Source organism: Methylobacterium mesophilicum SR1.6/6, assembly GCF_000364445.2.
Lineage (GTDB): Bacteria > Pseudomonadota > Alphaproteobacteria > Rhizobiales > Beijerinckiaceae > Methylobacterium > Methylobacterium mesophilicum_A.
In genome coordinates, this window is the sequence record NZ_CP043538.1 from 564,501 (window position 1) to 581,874 (window position 17,374).

11 protein-coding genes, 2 tRNA genes and 5 pseudogenes are annotated in these 17,374 nt (G+C 67.2%); 9 read left to right on the top strand and 9 right to left on the bottom strand.

Annotation, left to right across the window (positions count from 1 at the left end):
• Positions 1-2 precede the first annotated feature (2 nt).
• A pseudogene (locus MMSR116_RS02630) lies at positions 3-659 on the bottom strand (transposase); the annotation flags it as partial.
• A 124-nt stretch (positions 660-783) separates the two neighbouring features.
• Between MMSR116_RS02630 and MMSR116_RS02635 the strand changes: the two are divergent.
• Both MMSR116_RS02635 and MMSR116_RS02640 read left to right on the top strand, forming a co-directional pair.
• A pseudogene (locus tag MMSR116_RS02635) lies at positions 784-1,963 on the top strand (IS3 family transposase).
• Positions 1,964-2,032: 69 nt separating this feature from the next.
• Positions 2,033-2,383 (top strand): annotated as a pseudogene (locus MMSR116_RS02640) (hypothetical protein).
• Between the two features lie 126 nt (positions 2,384-2,509).
• Here MMSR116_RS02640 and MMSR116_RS31680 read toward each other — a convergent pair.
• A complete protein-coding gene (locus MMSR116_RS31680; protein ID WP_039893141.1) occupies positions 2,510-2,719 on the bottom strand; it encodes a hypothetical protein in 210 nt (69 codons plus the stop codon).
• Positions 2,720-2,972: 253 nt separating this feature from the next.
• On the opposite strand from MMSR116_RS31680, the gene MMSR116_RS02650 reads away from it, so the two are divergent.
• Positions 2,973-4,421, top strand: a complete 1,449-nt coding sequence (locus MMSR116_RS02650; protein WP_010683883.1) for a carotenoid oxygenase family protein — start codon at positions 2,973-2,975, stop codon at positions 4,419-4,421.
• A 103-nt stretch (positions 4,422-4,524) separates the two neighbouring features.
• Here the strand turns inward: MMSR116_RS02650 and MMSR116_RS02655 are convergent, their stop codons facing one another.
• On the bottom strand, positions 4,525-5,163 hold the full coding sequence (locus MMSR116_RS02655; protein ID WP_010683882.1) for a class I SAM-dependent methyltransferase: 639 nt from the start codon (positions 5,161-5,163) through the stop codon (positions 4,525-4,527).
• 354 nt (positions 5,164-5,517) lie between these two features.
• Between MMSR116_RS02655 and MMSR116_RS02660 the strand changes: the two genes are divergently transcribed.
• The gene (locus MMSR116_RS02660) at positions 5,518-6,843 is read left to right on the top strand and encodes an APC family permease (protein WP_039893195.1); all 1,326 of its coding nucleotides are present in this window, start codon (positions 5,518-5,520) and stop codon (positions 6,841-6,843) included.
• 32 nt (positions 6,844-6,875) lie between these two features.
• Here MMSR116_RS02660 and MMSR116_RS02665 read toward each other — a convergent pair.
• Positions 6,876-7,431: pseudogene (locus tag MMSR116_RS02665) on the bottom strand (SAM-dependent methyltransferase).
• Between the two features lie 603 nt (positions 7,432-8,034).
• On the opposite strand from MMSR116_RS02665, the gene MMSR116_RS02670 reads away from it, so the two are divergent.
• A complete protein-coding gene (locus MMSR116_RS02670; protein WP_039893138.1) occupies positions 8,035-8,322 on the top strand; it encodes a hypothetical protein in 288 nt (95 codons plus the stop codon).
• Positions 8,323-8,372: 50 nt separating this feature from the next.
• On the opposite strand, the gene MMSR116_RS02675 is transcribed toward MMSR116_RS02670, so the two are convergent.
• From MMSR116_RS02675 to aroA, 4 genes are all read right to left on the bottom strand, one after another.
• Positions 8,373-9,200: a hypothetical protein gene (locus MMSR116_RS02675; protein WP_010683878.1), complete on the bottom strand. Its 828-nt coding sequence runs from the start codon at positions 9,198-9,200 to the stop codon at positions 8,373-8,375.
• Positions 9,201-9,386: 186 nt separating this feature from the next.
• Positions 9,387-9,462 (bottom strand) — tRNA-Lys (locus MMSR116_RS02680).
• Between the two features lie 94 nt (positions 9,463-9,556).
• The gene (cmk, locus tag MMSR116_RS02685; protein WP_051072182.1) at positions 9,557-10,195 is read right to left on the bottom strand and encodes a (d)CMP kinase; all 639 of its coding nucleotides are present in this window, start codon (positions 10,193-10,195) and stop codon (positions 9,557-9,559) included.
• A gap of 5 nt (positions 10,196-10,200) precedes the next feature.
• Complete coding sequence (aroA, locus tag MMSR116_RS02690) at positions 10,201-11,550, bottom strand: 3-phosphoshikimate 1-carboxyvinyltransferase (RefSeq protein WP_039893136.1); 1,350 nt, start codon at positions 11,548-11,550, stop codon at positions 10,201-10,203.
• Positions 11,551-11,795: 245 nt separating this feature from the next.
• Here aroA and MMSR116_RS02695 point away from each other — a divergent pair, with 245 nt between their 5' ends.
• Positions 11,796-12,176, top strand: coding sequence for a TIGR02300 family protein (locus tag MMSR116_RS02695; protein ID WP_010683875.1), 381 nt, complete (start codon positions 11,796-11,798; stop codon positions 12,174-12,176).
• A 145-nt stretch (positions 12,177-12,321) separates the two neighbouring features.
• Positions 12,322-12,397 (top strand) — tRNA-Ala (locus tag MMSR116_RS02700).
• 115 nt (positions 12,398-12,512) lie between these two features.
• On the opposite strand, the gene MMSR116_RS02705 is transcribed toward MMSR116_RS02700, so the two are convergent.
• Complete coding sequence (locus MMSR116_RS02705; protein ID WP_010683874.1) at positions 12,513-13,001, bottom strand: Lrp/AsnC family transcriptional regulator; 489 nt, start codon at positions 12,999-13,001, stop codon at positions 12,513-12,515.
• 197 nt (positions 13,002-13,198) lie between these two features.
• Between MMSR116_RS02705 and mdeB the strand changes: the two genes are divergently transcribed.
• Both mdeB and MMSR116_RS02715 read left to right on the top strand, forming a co-directional pair.
• Complete coding sequence (gene mdeB / locus MMSR116_RS02710; protein ID WP_010683873.1) at positions 13,199-15,880, top strand: alpha-ketoglutarate dehydrogenase; 2,682 nt, start codon at positions 13,199-13,201, stop codon at positions 15,878-15,880.
• A gap of 76 nt (positions 15,881-15,956) precedes the next feature.
• Positions 15,957-17,368 (top strand): annotated as a pseudogene (locus tag MMSR116_RS02715) (2-oxo acid dehydrogenase subunit E2).
• The last annotated feature ends 6 nt before the right edge of the window (positions 17,369-17,374 follow it).

A 17,374-nucleotide genomic window follows, 5' to 3' on the forward strand; every position in this document is an offset into this window, starting at 1 on the left:
CTATCGAACAGCGCGTCGGAGACGATGTCCATCGACCCGCGTTCGTTCGGCCGGAGCGCGGCAGACTGACGCTCACGGACTGCCGCACTGACGTGCCGGCGGGGCATACTGAGCCACAGGCTGAGGCCCTCATCCCTGTAGAGGCGGTGGACCCTCCTGTGGTTCACCCGCCAACCTTTCCGGCGCAGCAGGATGTCGATCCGAACGTTACCGTAGCGCGCCCGGCTCTTGGCCAGATCGCAGATGCGCAGCCGCAGTGGCGCCTGATCGGGCTTGGTCAAGCGGTAGCGGACGCCCGACCGGCCGACGCCGAGCGCAGCGCAACCGCGCCGCTCACTCACCCCGTGTGCCTCATGAACCTGGTGCACGAGTTCGCGTCGCCGAGCAGGCGTCAGAGCTCTTTTGCGAACACGTCCTGCAAGATGTGCTTGTCGAGGCTCAGATCGGCCACGAGTTGCTTGAGCTTGCGGTTCTCGTCCTCAAGCTGCTTCAGCCGCCTTAGCTCGCCTGTGCCCAAGCCGCCGTAGAGCTTCTTCCAGCGTGAGACACGTCTGCTCGGAAATGCCCATCCGGCGCAGCACCTCAGCGACTGGCGTGCAGGTCTCGGCCTACTTCAGCGCGATGGCGATCTGCTCCTCGGTGAACCTGCTCTTCTTCACCACTCTGCTCCTCCCGTCAGGGTCTCACAAAACCGAAAAACTTGCAGTCATGCCGGACTGATCCGTCCGCATCGAAGTTGTCCGTCCTGAGGTATGGCCTGCGGGCCAGGGTGAAGACGGACAGATGGGAGCGAAGCGGCACAAGACGGAGGATGTGATCGCCGAGCTGCGGCAGGCGGACGTGTTGATCGCGAAGGGCCAGAGCGTGGCCGATGTGATCCGCTCCCTCGGTGTGACCGAGGTAACGTACTATCGCTGGCGCAAGGAGTTCGGCGGCCTGAAGGCGGATCAGGTCCGGCGGGTGAAAGATCTGGAGGTCGAGAACCAGCGGCTGCGCAAGGCGATTGCCGATCTGACGCTGGACAAGCTGATCCTGCAGGATGCGGCTCGAGGAAACTTCTAAGCCCCGCGCGCCGACGAGCGTGTGTCGAGCACTTCGTGCAGATGATGAAGGTGTCCGAGCGCCGGGCCTGCCGGGCAGCTCGGATAGCATCGCTCGACACAGCGCAAGGCGCCGCGGGGAGAAACGACGAGGCCGCGCTGACAGCCGATCTCGTCGAGCTGGCGGAGCGGTATGGCCGCTACGGCTATCGGAAGATCAGCGCCTTGCTGAAGGCGGCCGGCTGGCTAGTCAACGACAAGCGGGTCGATCGGATCTGGCGACGCGAGGGGCTGAAGGTCCCGGCTCGACAGCCCACGCGCGGCCGCATCTGGGACTGGGATGGATCGTCCCTGCGATTGCGGGCGGAGCACCGCGATCACGTCTGGTCTTACGACTTCGTCGAGGCGCGCACGCACGAGGGGCGCCGGTTCCGGATGCTCAACGTGGTCGATGACTCTACGCGCTAGTGCTTGGCGATCCGGGTCGCGCGCAAGCTCAAGGCGGCGGACGTCATCGACGTGCTGTCCGACTTGTTCATCCTGCGCGGTGTGCCCCGCCACATCCGCTCGGACAACGGACCAGAGTTCGTCGCCAAGTCGGTGCAGGCCTGGATCACCGGCGTCGGCGCCCAAACAGCCTACATCGCTCCCGGATCACCGTGGGAGAACGGCTACGTCGAGAGCTTCAACGCTCGCCTGAGAGATGAATTTCTGAACGGCGAGATCTTCTACACGCACAAGGAGGCGCAGATCGTGATCGAAAGTTGGCGACGACACTACAACGGTGTGCACCCGCACGCTTCGCTCGGCTACCGCCCGCCAGCCCCGGAGGTGTTCGTGCCCGCCTCATCCGCTTGGCCGGGTGCGCTCACCCGACCGGCTGGGCCAAACTACCCGTGGAGCAGAGGCCGACCCTGCACTAACTTTGAACCCGGACCACCCCGTGGGGGCCAATCAACCGCCGGTCCGGTTCGGGGCACACCATCGACGCGATGCCGCTGAGCGCCGCAATCTGTGAGCCCACGCGCGGCGCCGTTCTCAGGGTTGGGGCGTGCCAGGTCCGGGGCTACGCGGTTGCGGGTGACCGGGCCGTCATCCGCGTCGATGTCTCAGGGGATGGCGGGCGGACCTGAATCCAGGCAGCTCGCGAGCACGAGCCCGAAGCGCCGTTCGCCTGGACCTTCTGGACCGCCGAGCTCGACTTGCCGCCGGGGGAGCACGACCTCGCCGTCCGGGCCTGGGACTCAGCCGGCCAGACCCAGCCGGCGCTGCCCGACCACGTCTGGAATCACAAGGGCTACCTGTGCACCTGCTGGCACCGGGTGCGCGTGCGCGTCAGCTGACCAAACAGGCTCCCGGCTTCTACAGGCCGCGTAGGCCAACCGTCCGCCGGCCAGCCTCGTCGACAGCGCGATCGTCGCGACCGCCTCACCGGACTGCCCGGTCTACCCAGACGAGTCATCCCGCCCCTATCGCAGGGTCGGCGACTCGCCAGGTTTCAGGTGAGGGTCTCCCCCATCCGGGCCGCCCAGGGAGACGTGATCGTTCAGGCGTCCGAGATGTTCGAAGACGTGCTGGAAGGCCTCCGTGACAGCCTGCTCGAAGGAGCCGTCGCCCTTTCCCTGTGCGGCCCTGAGGGCACTAAGCAAAGCCCGGTGCTTTTCGGTATCCTCGGACATGTCATCCTCCCGGCCAGCGTGAACGCCGGCTCGGCAAGCCAATCGCCATGAGAGACCCCGGTTCCTGCGCATCGCCGATCCCGGATCCGCCGGGTGATACCGCGGACGCGTCGGATCGCTGCGCGATGCCACGCACGGTTGACCGTCCCGTCGTAAGCTCACGGCCAGCGCACCCGCCGTCCACGGCCGGGAACGGGGGCCTGCCCGCCGGGATGACGGCTCGGCCCGCTCGCTGATCGGAGAACCGCTGCCGATGCCGAACCGAATCCAGGCGGCCATCCGCGCCGCTGCCGAAGCCGGCGTCGGCCTGTGGGCGGCCTGTAACCGGCTGCGCCTGCCGGGGACGGACAATCCCTTCGTGGTAGGCGTGCACAAACCGATGCGCGCGGAGCTGACGCTGGAGCACCTGCCCGTCGCTGGGTCGATCCCGCTCGGCCTCAATGGCCTTTACCTCAAGATGGGGGCCAACCCCGCACGCGCCGCGACGCGGGGCCACGACTGGTTCCTCGGCGACGGCATGGTGCACGGCCTCGCGATCGAGGCCGGCAAGGCGCTGTGGTACCGGAACCGCTGGATCAATTCGCGCATGGCCGCCGCAGCGCTCAAGCGCCCCGCCGCGCCCGGGCCGCGGCGGGGCGGCAACGACACCGTCAACACCAACGTCGTCGAGATCGGCGGCCGGGTCTTCGCCGTCGTGGAGGCCGGCAGCTTCCCCGTCGAACTGGCGCGGAGCCTCGAGACGCAGCGCTACAACCCGTTCGACGGCACCCTGGCGGGTTCGTTCAGTGGACATCCGCATCGCGATCCAGAGACCGGCGAGACCCATGCCATCGCGTACGACGGCCGCGTCTGGGACAGCGTTCGCCATGTTGTCGTCGCGCCGACCGGTCAGGTCGTGCGGGACGTGCCGATCCCGGTCGCGCATGGCCCCTGCATCCATGACTGCGCGTTCACGGCGCGCTTCGTGATCGTGCTCGATCTGCCCGTCACGTTCTCGTTCCGGGCCCTGCTCGCCGGTTACCGCTTCCCGTTCCGATGGAACGCCCACCACAGGGCCCGTGTGGGTCTCCTCCCCCGGCAAGGCGACGGCGCCGACATCCTCTGGTGCGATGTCGATCCCTGCTTCGTGTTCCACGTCGCCAACGCCTACGAGGACGCGGACGGGCGGGTGATCCTCGACGTGATCGCCTACGCGACGGTATTCACGGCCGTCGGAGGCGGGCTCGACGATCCGGGTCGGCTCGAACGCTGGACGGTCGATCCCACGATAGCGCGCGTCGAGCGGCGGGTGCTCGACCCCGCGGCGCAGGAGTTCCCCCGCATCGACGAGCGGCGGCTCGGGCAGCGCCACCGCTACCTTTACACGGTGAGCGTCCCGGCCGACGGCAACACGCAGCTCGCCGGTGCGACGCAGCTCTACAAGCACGACGTGGAGACTGGCGAGCGCCACATCCACGAATTCGGTCCCGACCGCATCCCCGGGGAGTTCGTCTTCGTGCCGGCGCATACCGAGGCCGATGAGGACGAAGGCTGGCTCGTCGGCTTCGTCATCGACACCGCGCGCGACACGACGGAGTTCGCCGTTCTCGACGCGCGGACGTTCGAGGCTCCACCCGTCGCCACGGTTCGCCTCGGGCACCGGATCCCGCCGGGCTTTCACGGCAACTGGTTCCCGGCGCGCGCACCCACTGGAACGGCCTAATCCGGCGCCGACGCGGACGCATGACGGTCGGACCGTCGTCGGGGCGACCACGCACCCGAACCGGTACGGACGGTCCATCAGGACCAACCCATGCGGGTCTGCCTCAGCTCGGAGCGGTCCATCCGATCACCGCCGTCATGGGATCGCCGGGACCTTCCTCGGGTTTGAGGACACGGCCATCGATACGGGCGAAGCCAGCGCGTTGAAGGTACAGACCGACGAGCTGGGCATGCCCTGCGCCGTCGAGAGCATTCCAGATGGCGACCGCCTTGGTCGGGAAGCACCGGTTGGAGAAGCTGATCACCACTGGTGCGCCGGGACGCAGCACGCGCGCGACCTCGGACAGGACGGCCCCTGGTCGCTGCAGATACTGCACCGAGACGCACATCAAAGCGGCGTCGATGCTCGCAGTCTCGAGGGGCAGGTTCGTCTCCGCGTTGAGATCCTGCACGAAGTGTCGGGTCAGCCGCGGGTTGGCGGCGAGTTCCGCTGCATTCAATCCGTGGCCGATGACGCGCGCGTAGGCGACCTCGTCCGGGAGGTGGCTGACCCAGCTCGACATGAGGTCGAGGACGATACCGCCCTCGGGAACGACCGTTCTGTACAGATCGGTGACGGCGGCGATCGCAGCGGCGTCGATGTGCGTGACGAAACGCGGTTGCGCGTAGAAGAGTGAGTCTGGCGCACAATCAGGCTTCGCGAACGCCTCGGGCGGAAAGTCCGGCAGAACCTGCGTTGTCATCGGTGTCGCCTTCGTATCGGATCCAGCGCTGCGGCGCTCATACACCTGCGCACTGGGGGCGAGCTCGAAGGCGCCCGGCTCCGCGCCGCGGTTGGCGCTCCCAACCCGGAAGGGCGCGCGCCGATTCCTTGTAGGCTCTCGACGAGCCGCAACTCGCGTCGGGCTCGCGCGGTCATGCGTCGGCGCGCGGGTGCTGCCATACGATAGTCCAGTCTCCCGGTTTGCGAGCCATCGCGGCCTGCGACTTAATCGACGGCTCCCCGGCCGCCGCTCAGCTGGTTTCCCACAGACGCAGCACTGGCTGGCCCTCATGCGGCTTGTCACGAGCGCCACGGATCCCGGCAGGTGGTAGTGATAGTTGATCGACCAAGGGCCTCCCGGAGCTTGCCGGCTGTCTCGACGCTGACGGCAACCGCCATCGTGGTGGCCGACATGATCGGCGTCGGGGTCTTCACCAGCTTGGGGTTCCAAGCCAAGGACATCACATCCGGCTTCGCTCTGGTGCTGCTGTGGGTCGTCGGTGGCGGCGTCGCGCTCTGCGGGGCGCTCTGCTACGCCGAGCTCGCCACGATGTTTCCCCGCTCCGGCGGCGAGTACAACTTCCTCTCGCGCATGTACGGCCCGGCGGTCGGGTTCATGGCAGGCTGGCTCTCGGCCACCGTCGGGTTCGCCGCGCCGGTGGCGCTCGCGGCTATGGCGTTCGGGCAGTACGCCGAGGCTGTACTGCCCGGGTTTCCTGCACTTCCGCTCGGCCTCGCAGTGATCTGGACGGTCTCGGCCGTTCACCTGCGCGGCCTGCGCCACAGCAGCGTGTTTCAGGTCGTCTTCACGCTGCTGAAGCTCGCACTGATCGTCGGCTTTGTCGGGGTGGGCTTTGCCCGAGGCAGTAGCCAGCCGATCAGCTTCGTCCCCAGCGCCCACGACCTCACGCAGATCGTCAGCCCCGGCTTCGCGGTCAGCCTCGTCTTCGTGATGTACGCCTACTCAGGCTGGAACGCCGCGACGTACATCGTCGGCGAGCTCCGCGATCCGCAGCGCAGCCTGCCGCGGGCGTTGCTCGCCGGGACGGGCTTTGTGCTGGTGCTCTACATCGCGCTGAACGCGGCGTTCCTCTACACGACGCCGCTGACGGAACTCGCCGGCCAAGTCGAGATCGCCCTGATCGCAGGACGGCATGTCTTCGGTGAGGTGGGTGGTCGCCTCGTAGGAATTCTGATCTGCGCCGGCCTGATCCCGACGATCAGCGCGATGATGTGGATCGGTCCACGCGTGACGGTGGCGATGGGCGAGGATGTCGTGCCTCTGCGCATATTCGCGCGCCACTCCCACGACGACGTACCGACCGCCGCAATCCTGCTCCAATGCGGCGTCGCCAGCCTCCTGCTCCTGACGCAGAGTTTCGAGGCGGTGCTTGAGTTCGTCCAGTTCGGCCTGATCGCCTGCTCATTTTTGACCGTGCTCGGCCTGATCAAGCTCCGAATCACGCGGCCCGACCTGCCGCGACCGTGCCGGACCTGGGGCTATCCGTACACGCCGCTGATCTTCCTCGCGGTGACTCTATTCATGATGGTCTATCTCGTGGCGGTGAGACCCTTCCAGGCCCTTGCCGGTTTGCTCATGATGCTGGTCGGCCTCGTGTTGTACGCGGTCGCGACGGTGCAGACACGGCGCAAAGCCTGACGGCTACGTCCCCGCGATGTGAGCACCGAGCCCTAGCCGGCGTCGGATTTGCTACCGCGTAGCACGTCGAGCCGATACTCCGCCGTCCTCGACTGCTTCACGACCGTCGCAAAGTTCCGAGCACCCGCGATGAAGCCCTCGGCCGCCTCATCGCCGGAGAGTGGGTAGTGGGTCACCCCAAGCCAGTGGACCAGCACGATATCGGCTTCAAGTAGCAGAGCGGCTTCGACACGTGCGACCAGACGCGCGAGATCAGCGCGATCAAGATAGTACGCCACCTCCGAGATCAGGATAAGGTCGAACCGTCCGACTGACCAAGCGCCAGGGACGGCAGCCAGCATGAAGCGCGCATTCGGGCAATCGGCGCATCGCGCACGAGCCGACTCCAAAACGGACGGCACCACGTCGAGGCCGATCAGCGTGTCGCAGCGGGGGGCAGAGCTGATGCGTGAACACGCCGATCGAGCAGCCAATATCCAGTGCGGATGCGTAGTGGGCGCGCGGCAGGGCAGCCAGCGTCGCCGCGTACTTGTCGCGCTCGTACGGGCTCGTGGCGAAGCGCCACGGATCCGCTTCAGTCGCGTACATGCCCTTGAAGTAATCTTGATCGAGGGTCTTCGTTCGACGGCCGGTCGGAGCGTCGGTGGGCCTGTCGGAAGTCGTCTCCAAGCCTGCGGCTCCTCTGCTCCCGATCAACGTACTCGTGGCGGCAACGGCTCCGGACTGGAGCAGAAGACGGCGTGAGACGGGCTCGCGAACACGCACGATACACCTCAGGGAGCCACCTACTGCACGATTGGGGAACAGCACGTAGTCGGGACAGTTCCGAGCACAGGCGCCGGCGATGTTGCGGGGATACGCATTTGCGCTGGGGCTGTCGCCCGCTCTGATTTCGGTGCGGCTGAGAGTGACCTTCAGCTAGCCCACACGACAGAGACGCCCATATGAGCCATCGCGCGGCACAGAATCTGACCGGTAGCGTCCGCTTACAGGATGCCGTCGCGGCCAGCTGAATGTCTCAATTGGGCGCAAAGCCGTACGTCCGGTTTTGATCGACATTACGAATTCCTCCCAGCGCATCTACGCCTGTATGCTCCGCAATTATTGTGAAGCGTTCCCACACGTGGTGCGAGTGTCAGGCCGGCAACGGGCAACGGCAGGGAGCACCGCCGCTTCGATTTCTAACACTGCGTGCACCTCGCGATCCTCCGCGAGATGCGCTCTCTCGGGATGCAGCTCAGCGGTCACGGCACGGTCCTGGCCAAATCCTCCCTGGCATGCGCCAAAGCTTACGTGGCCTGGGCAGGGAACCTGAATTTCATGCCGGACCGGATCGCGCTGCTCGCCCTCGACGACGCGCGCGAGTGGCAGATGGACTGGCAGACGTCGCCGGAGAATCTGCCGCGCTTCTACATGGTGCTGAACGTGCGCGACGTCGTCGAGGATGTTAGCCGACGCTATCACGCTTCTCCAGGCTGACTATTACCGTCAAATTGAATTTGAGGCGCGTCCTGCGGGACGCGCCTTTTTTACTTCTCTTCGGCGTCTCCGTCCCCTGCATCCTCATCATCTTCGAGTGTGCCATGCAGAGCCAACACACTGTAACCTCGAACCTCACCGCGAACGAGAAGCAGCTCTACATCGACGATAAAGCCCACCAAGAATGGATTGCCTCTACCTGCTACCATCTTCTGTTTGATTTCAGGGTCATCGATAAAGACGGGAAGCGGCTTCTTGCTAATTGTTTCAATAATGACTTTACCACTAGTTTTGTTCGGCCTGCCTTTTGTCGCCGTGCACCAGTACATTAGCCGCTTATTGAATCGCCTTTGCTCCGGCTCTTTCATAATTTCGATCTGACGAACAGCTTGATTTTGTATCGCGTTGGCTTCCTGAGAATTCACGTTGACTGTAATGTTCTGCGTAGCACCGTCGGTCGCCTGGAACATCAAAACCGCGCCGGCTTCTTTCGCGGTTGGTTCAAGGATTTGCTTGAAATCCTTCAAATCTTTAGTTGATACATCCTCTGGCGGCTTCTTGCCGCCTAAAAGAGCATCAAACCCTGTTTTCAGATAATCAGCGAAGCCAATAACTTTTTTTGAATCCTCGGCGTATGGCGCCACGCTTTTTACAACGGCACCTAACTCCTGAACGTAGGGTGCGAGTTCAGTTATATAGCTGCCTCTACGGAGCTCAGTGCCATATAACTCAGCTTCTGACCGGGCGTTTACATCATCAAAACTGACGGCATACTTCTGATATTGTCTCACTGTAGCGTTCAGACTGCTTGTCAGATCCGCGACCTCGAGTGGTTTTTTATTGTCGAATTTCAAGGTCAGTTTGGGAGCGTCGCTCACTTCGGCTGTCCTAACCCTCGATCTGGCGCACGGATGGTGTTCCGTTCGTGTTGCGCGGACCAGCCTACGCGGGGTTGTAACCCATTGTAAAACCACAACCCGTGTTGCGGCGCATCGCAAGCCCTAGGGAGCATGTTGCGGGCAATGAAAAACCCGCCAAGTCATTGACTGGGCGGGTTAAATCTATGGTGAGCGCGCTGGGACTCGAACCCAGGACCTACAGATTAAAAGTCCGTTGCTCTACCAGCTGAGCTACGCGCTCGCGTCCCGCAGCCGCCTTCAGCGGCCGCCCGGGAACGGCGTGTTCGCAATAGGTGAGCTGAACCGGAGGGTCAACACAGCGCGTCGGCCCCGCCTCAGGAAGCGTCACCCCGCGCGCGCTCCACGATCGCCCGGGCCTCATCGAAGGCAGCATTGGCATCGAGGTCGGTGGTGTCGAGCCGCACCGCGTCCTCGGCCATCCGGAGCGGCGCCGCGGTCCGCGAGGCGTCGCGGGCGTCGCGGGCCTCGATATCGGCAAGGATCGCCGCGAAGGTCACCGCCTCGCCGCGACCTTCCAGCTCCCGGTGGCGGCGACGGGCCCGCTCCTCCGACGACGCGGTGATGAACAGCTTCACGCCCGCCTCGGGGCAGACGACCGTGCCGATGTCGCGGCCGTCAAGCACGGCGCCCTGCGGGTCCGCCGCGAAGCGGCGCTGCCACGCGAGCAGGCCGGCGCGCACATCCGGCACCGCGGAGACGCGGGACGCCGCCTCGCCCATCGCGCGCTCGCGCAGCCGCGGGTCGTCGAGCTTCTCCGGATCCAGGTCGCGGGCGGCCTCGGAAGCGGCGGCATGATCCTCGAGCGACAGCCCGGCATCGATCAGCGCCAGCGCCACGGCGCGGTAGAGGAGACCGGTGTCGAGATGCGGCAGGCCGTAATGGTCGGCCAGTCGCTTGGCGAGCGTGCCCTTGCCGGAAGCGGCCGGACCATCGATGGCGATCACGAACGGCATGTGCATCAGGCCCCGATCCGCCCGCCGAGGGCCTGCATGGTCGGCAGGAAGCTCGGGAAGCTCGTGGCGATCATCGCCCCGTCATCCACCGTGACCGGCTCGCGCGTGGCGAGCCCCATCACGAGGAACGCCATGGCGATGCGGTGGTCGAGATGGGTCGCCACCGTGCCGCCGCCGCTGGCCGCCGTGCCGTCGCCCTCCACCACGAGGTCGTCGCCCTCCACCGTGTGGCGGACGCCGTTGACCGCCAGCCCCGCGGCCACCGCCGCCAAGCGGTCGGATTCCTTGACGCGCAGTTCGTGCAGGCCGTTCATCCGCGTCCGGCCCTCCGCGAAGCTCGCCGCCACCGCCAGGACCGGGTACTCGTCGATCATTGCGGGCGCGCGCTCGGCTGGAACGTCGACGCCCCTCAGGCGGCTCGCCCGCACCCGCAGGTCCGCCACGGTCTCGCCGCCCTCCTCCCGCTCGGCCACGCGCTCGATCTCCGCACCCATCTCAAGGAGCGTGGTGATCAGACCGGTCCGCAGTGGGTTCATCATCACCCCCTCGATCACGACGTCGGAGCCAGGGACGATCAGGGCCGCCACCAGCGGGAACGCGGCCGAGGACGGATCGGCCGGCACCACCACCTCGGTGCCGCGCAGGGCCGGCTGTCCGGTGAGCGCGACCCGGCGGCCATAACCACCGGACCCGTGGGGCTCGACGCTGACCGCGGCGCCGAAGAGGCGCAGCATCCGCTCCGTGTGATCACGGGTCGCCGCCGCCTCGATCACGGTCGTGGTGCCCGGCGCGTTGAGGCCGGCGAGCAGCACCGCCGACTTGATCTGCGCCGAGGCCGCCGGCGTCTCGTAGGTGATCGGGATCGCCTCCCTGAGGCCGCGCAGGGTCAGCGGCACGCGTCCACCCGGGGCCTCGGCCAGAACCTGGGCGCCCATCTGGGTGAGCGGGTCCAGGATCCGGCGCATGGGCCGCGAGCGCAGGGAAGCATCGCCATCGAAGGTCGCGGTGACCGGCTGGCCGCCGACCACGCCCATCATCAGCCGCGAGCCCGTTCCGGCATTGCCGAAATCGAGCACCGCGGCCGGATCGCCCAGGCCGCCGATGCCGACGCCGCGCACCCGCCAGCGTCCCTCGCCGAGCCGTTCCACACCGGCCCCGAGCGCCTTCGCGGCGGCGGCGGTGCGCAGCACGTCGTCCCCTTCGAGCAGCCCCTCGACCCGGGTCTCGCCTTCGCTGAGGAGACCGAGGATCATAGCCCGATGGGAGATCGACTTGTCACCGGGCGGACGCAGGCGCCCCCGGAGGGCCGTTCCCGGCACGGCGGTGAGGGGCTCTGGAGGCGAATCGTGCGACACGGGACGTCCGTTCGGGCTCTGCGGGTGGGCCGGGATCCGGCGCGTCGCGCGGCTTCGCCGCGGCGCTGCAATCGGACCGTGAATGCGCCGCGCGGTTAACACGCGTGATGCCCCGCGTCATCCGGGGCCTTAAGCGGAAACGGCCCGCGCGGCGACAGAGGTCTTCAGCTCGATTGACAGGGGCGACGCCCGCGACTAACGGGGCCCCTCCCCCGAGATAGCATTGACGACAGAGGTGTCCGCCCGTGGCCCGACCGGAACTTGGCTTGAAGCGCCAGTGCATGAGCTGCGGCGCGAAGTTCTACGACCTCGCCCGCGACCCCGCCGTCTGCCCGAAATGCGGCGTAGTCTATCAGGCGGCTGCCACCAGCCGTGTTTCCGCCCCGGCCCTGTCGCGGGCTCCGAACAACGACGACGAGGATGAGACGGACGAGAAGGGTCCGGAGATGGTCTCGCTCGATGAGGTTGAGGCCGCCGAGGACGAGGCGGATCCGACGCCGGAGGACGACACGGCCGAGGACGGGGACACGGCCGACGACGATACCTTCCTCGAAGAGGAGGATAGCGGCGACGACGATGTGTCCGACCTGATCGACGGCGACATCGAGAACGACGAGGAGAGCTGAGGCGGTGATCGCCTCCCCGACGAGACCCCGGAAAATCGCGAAAAAAGGGGTTGAGTCCGCGGCGTGAGCCGCCTATAGAACCGCCTCGCCGGACGCCAGACGGACCGGCGAGGTACCGCGGGACCCAAACTGCGGTGCAAAAAGTGGGGCCTTAGCTCAGCTGGGAGAGCGCTTCCATGGCATGGAAGAGGTCATCGGTTCGATCCCGTTAGGCTCCACCATTCATCTCTCGTTCGACGCGGCGGGGCCAGGCCTCCGCACGAGAGACAGGATGTCTCAGACTTCAAATCGTGGGTTTGTCGGCGGTCCTGATCTGTCGCTTTCGACCGGAAGCGTTCAGCGGGTCAGGTGCCCGAGCGGCAGGGCGGTCGTGTACTTCACCTGCCCCAGAGCGAAGCTTGAGCGGATGTTGGCGACGCCCGGGATCCGCGTGAGGTGGTCCAGCACGAGCTTCTGGTACTGGCCGAGATCCTCCACCACGACGCGCAACATGTAGTCGGCCTCGCCGCTCATCAGGTAGCATTCCATCACCTCCGGGCGGTTTCGCACCGCTTCGTCGAAGGCCCGGAGCGCCGCCTGGGTCTGCTTCTCCAGCGAGACGTGGACGAACACGTTGACCGCGAGCCCGAGGCTCAGCGGGTCGACCACCGCGACGCAGCCGCGGATGATGCCGGCCTCCTTCAGGTCGTTGACCCGGCGCCAACAGGGCGACGTCGAGAGGCCGACCTGCTCGGCCAGCTCCGCGATGCTGATCTCACTGTCCTGCTGGAGCCGTTCGAGGATGCGCAGGCTCGCGGCGTCGAGCGTTCCCGGAGCTTGAGCCATGCGCGTTCTCCGCCTGCCTTGGATCGATCATAGCGTCGGGCCGCACCACGCGGGCCGCGCCACATCGAGAACGATTTGCCGAAGAACCGTCACTCAGAGGTTGATTGATCCGCCATTCGGCGCAAGGAAGCAAATAATCGGTATGTCCCGCCTCCGGGATGCTCGTATGATCCGGCGCCACAGGGGAGGCCGCGCCGATGAACGCCATACCGCCGAAAGCCACCATCGCGCGGTCCGCCGAGGTCGATCACGACCCGGCCGAGACCCAGGACTGGCTCGCCGCGCTGGAATCGGTCTTCCGCACCGAGGGCGCGGCCCGGGCGCGGTTCATCCTCGACCGCCTGGAGCGGCGCTCGAAGGAGATCGGCATCCTCGATGAGGCCCTGCCCTACTCGCCCTACCGCAACACGATCGCGCTGGAGAAGCAGCCGCGCTACCCGGGCGACCTCGACATCGAGGAGCGCCTGACCTCGATCATGCGCTGGAACGCGCTCGCCATGGTGGTCCGCGCCAACATGGCCTACGGCGAGCTCGGTGGCCACGTGGCGAGCTACGCCTCGGCGGCGGAGCTGTTCGAGGTCGGGTTCAACCACTTCTTCAAGGGCGGCACGGACGGCGATCTCGTCTACTTCCAGCCGCACTCGGCGCCTGGCGTGTACGCGCGGGCCTTCCTGGAGGGACGGCTCTCCGAGGAGCAGCTGAAGCACTACCGCCAGGAGATCGCCGGCGACGGCCTCTGCTCTTACCCGCATCCCTGGCTGATGCCGGATTTCTGGCAGGTCCCCACCGGCTCCATGGGCATCGGCCCGATCCACGCGGTCTACCAGGCGCGGTTCATGCGCTACCTCGGCGACCGCGGCCTCGCCGACACCACCGGCCGGCATGTCTGGGGCGTGTTCGGCGACGGCGAGATGGACGAGCCCGAGTCGATCGGTGGCCTGGCGCTGGCGGCGCGCGAGAATCTCGACAACCTGACCTTCGTGATCAACTGCAACCTGCAGCGGCTCGACGGGCCGGTGCGCGGCAACGGGCAGATCATCCAGGAACTGGAGAGCCTGTTCCGGGGCGCCGGCTGGAACGTCATCAAGGTGCTGTGGGGCTCGGAGTGGGACGGGATATTCGCCCGCGACACCAACCACGCGCTGCTGCGGCGCTTCGCCGAGACGGTCGACGGCAAGTACCAGACGCTGGGCGCCAAGGACGGCGCCTACAACCTCGCGCACTTCTTCGGCGAGGATCCGGAGGTGCGCGAGCTCGTCGCCCACATGTCGGACGCCGATGTCGACCGGCTCAAGCGCGGCGGCCACGACTTCCGTAAGCTCTACGCGGCCTTCGCGGCCGCCAAGGCCACCAAGGGTCGACCGACGGTGATCCTGGCTAAGACCAAGAAGGGCTACGGCATGGGCGGCGCGGGCGAGTCGCGCATGACCGCCCACCAGGCCAAGAAGCTCGACGTCGACGCGCTGCGCGCCTTCCGCGACCGGTTCGCCCTGCCGCTGTCCGATGCCCAGGTAGAGGGTCTGGCCTTCTACAAGCCCGCCGAGGACGGCGCCGAGATGCGTTACCTGCGCGAGCGGCGCGAGATGCTGGGCGGCGTCCTGCCGGCCCGCCGCCGCACGGCGCCGACCATCGCGGTCCCGGCGCTCTCGACCTACGCGGGGTTCGCGCTCGAGGCCGGCGGCAAGGAGATGTCGACCACCACGGCGGTGGTGCGGCTGTTCGGCAACCTGCTGAAGCACAAGGATCTCGGGCCGCGCATCGTGCCGATCGTGGCCGACGAGGCGCGGACATTCGGCATGGCGAACCTGTTCCGGCAGGTCGGGATCTACGCGCCGCAGGGGCAGCTCTACGAGCCGGAGGATGCCGGCTCAATGCTCTACTACCGCGAGGCCCGGGACGGGCAGCTCCTCGAAGAGGGCATCACCGAGGCCGGGGCGATCTCGTCCTGGACGGCGGCGGCCACGTCCTACAGTGTCCACGGCCTGTCGATGCTGCCGTTCTACATCTACTACTCGATGTTCGGCTTCCAACGGGTCGGCGACCTGATCTGGGCGGCGGCGGACCAGCGCGCCCGCGGCTTCCTGATCGGCGCTACGGCGGGCCGCACCACCCTCGGGGGCGAAGGGCTGCAGCACCAGGACGGGTCGAGCCACATGCAGGCGGCCGCGATCCCGAACTGCCGGGCCTACGATCCGGCCTTCGCGTACGAGATGGCGGTGATCGTCGATCGGGGCGCCCGGGCGATGATGGAGGAGGGCGAGGACGCCTTCTACTATCTCACCGCGATGAACGAAAACTACGTCCAGCCATCAATGCCGCAGGGGGCGGAGGCCGGCATCCTGAAGGGCATGTACCGCCTGTCGGGACCGGAGGCCGGACAAGGAAGCGCCGCTGTGCGGCTCCTGGGCTCCGGGGCGATCCTGCCGGAGGTGATCGCGGCGGCGACGATGCTCGCGCAGGATTTCGGCGTCGCGGCCGAGGTGTTCAGCGTGACGAGCTTCAGCGAGCTGGCCCGCGATGCCCGCGAGGCCGAGCGGCAGGCGATGCTCAACCCGGAGGCCGAGGCGCCGGTCAGCCACGTGGCGGCGTTGCTGCCGGGCACGGCGCCCATCGTCGCGGCGAGCGACTACGTCCGGGCCTACCCGCAGCTGATCGCCTCCTACGTCGGCGCGCGCTTCGTCACTCTCGGCACCGACGGGTTCGGCCGCAGCGACACCCGAAGCGCGCTCCGCCGGTTCTTCGAGGTCGACCGGCAGCATGTCGTCATCGCGGCCCTGCACGCGCTCGCCGAGGCCGGCACGGTGCCGCGCGCCACAGTGGCGGACGCGCTCCACCGCTACGGCATCGCGGCGGACGCGCCCGCGCCGTGGACGATCTGAGGCAGGACGCCCCGTCGCGGGGACGCCGCTTGTCCCGCCCCTTCTCCGAACGCCCGACCCACGGAAATCCGCCCGCATGAGCGCCGCGCTGCAGATCGCCCTTCCGGATATCGGCGACTACCGGGACGTGCCGGTCATCGAGCTTCTGGTGAAGCCCGGCGACCGCCTCGCGGTGGACGACCTGATCCTGAGCATCGAGTCCGACAAGGCCACCATGGAGGTCCCCTCCCCGGTCGCCGGCATCGTGCGCGAATTATTGGTCGCGGTGGGCACGAAGGTGTCGGAAGGGACGCCGATCCTGACGGTGGAGCCTGTGGAGGGTAACAACCCAGATGCGACGCGCGACCTCCCTCCTCCCTCAGCGGGGGAGGATGGCCCTCGCGTGAGCGAGGGTCGGGAGAGCGGAGCGCCGACTCAGGATAAGGCCCTTGCCTCCACGCAGGCCGAGTCCGCTTCTGCACCCGCGCTCCCCTCTTCCGGGATTTCACCCCAGCCCGACATCCTTCGGGGACCACCCTCCCCCCAGAGGGGGGTGGGAAAATGAGCGTCTCGCCCGACCAGCCGATGGCCGCGACCCGCGGCGACGTGCATGCCAGCCCGTCCGTCCGCCAGCTCGCCCGCGAACTCGGCGTGAGCCTCGACGGCGTGCCGGCGACGGGGCCCAAGGGCCGGATCCTGCGCGAGGACGTGCACGCCTTCGTCAAGGCAGCCCTCAACGCACCAGCCCCGACGCCCGCGGCCGCCTCCGGCATCGGCGCCGGCCTCCCGCCGTGGCCGGAGGTGGACTTCGCCAAGTACGGGCCGGTGCGGCGCGAGCCGCTGTCGCGCATCCAGAGCCTCTCGGGGGCCAATCTCAGCCGCAACTGGCTGACAATCCCTCACGTGACCAACTTCGACCGGGCCGACGTCACCGAGATCGAGTCGTTCCGCGTCGGGCTCAACAAGGAGACGCGCACGCCGCCCGCCCGGGTCACCATGGTGGCCTTCCTGATCAAGGCGGCGGCCTCGGCGCTGCGCGCCTATCCGCGGTTCAATTCCTCCCTGGAGGGCGGCGACCTCGTGCTGAAGGACTATGTCCATGTCGGCTTCGCGGTGGACACGCCCAGGGGCCTGATGGTGCCGGTGGTGCGCGACTGCGACCGCAAGGGCCTCATCGAGATCGCCACCGAGATGGCCGCTATGGCCGAGAAGACCCGGGCCGGGACGCTGGCGGGCTCCGACATGCAGGGCGGCTGCTTCTCGGTCTCCTCGCTCGGCGGCATTGGGGGCGACGGCTTCACGCCGATCATCAACGCCCCCGAAGTCGCGATCCTGGGCGCCGCGCGCTCCCGGACGGAGGCCGTCTGGGACGGCAAAGCCTTCCAGCCGCGCCTGATCCTTCCCTTGAGCCTGTCCTGGGACCACCGTGTGGTCGATGGCGTCGCCGCCGCCCGCTTCCTCGGCCACGTGGCCTCGGTCCTGTCCGACCTGCGCCGCGCCCTGCTGTGACCGCAC

Excerpts from the sequence above, each read along its gene's own strand:
- MMSR116_RS31680 (WP_039893141.1), bottom strand. The coding sequence starts at position 2,719 with ATGTCCGAGGATACCGAAAAGCACCGGGCTTTGCTTAGTGCCCTCAGG.
- MMSR116_RS02650 (WP_010683883.1), top strand. The coding sequence starts at position 2,973 with ATGCCGAACCGAATCCAGGCGGCCATCCGCGCCGCTGCCGAAGCCGGC.
- MMSR116_RS02655 (WP_010683882.1), bottom strand. The coding sequence starts at position 5,163 with ATGACAACGCAGGTTCTGCCGGACTTTCCGCCCGAGGCGTTCGCGAAG.
- cmk (WP_051072182.1), bottom strand. The coding sequence starts at position 10,195 with ATGCCGTTCGTGATCGCCATCGATGGTCCGGCCGCTTCCGGCAAGGGC.
- MMSR116_RS02705 (WP_010683874.1), bottom strand. The coding sequence starts at position 13,001 with ATGGCTCAAGCTCCGGGAACGCTCGACGCCGCGAGCCTGCGCATCCTC.
- mdeB (WP_010683873.1), top strand. The coding sequence starts at position 13,199 with ATGAACGCCATACCGCCGAAAGCCACCATCGCGCGGTCCGCCGAGGTC.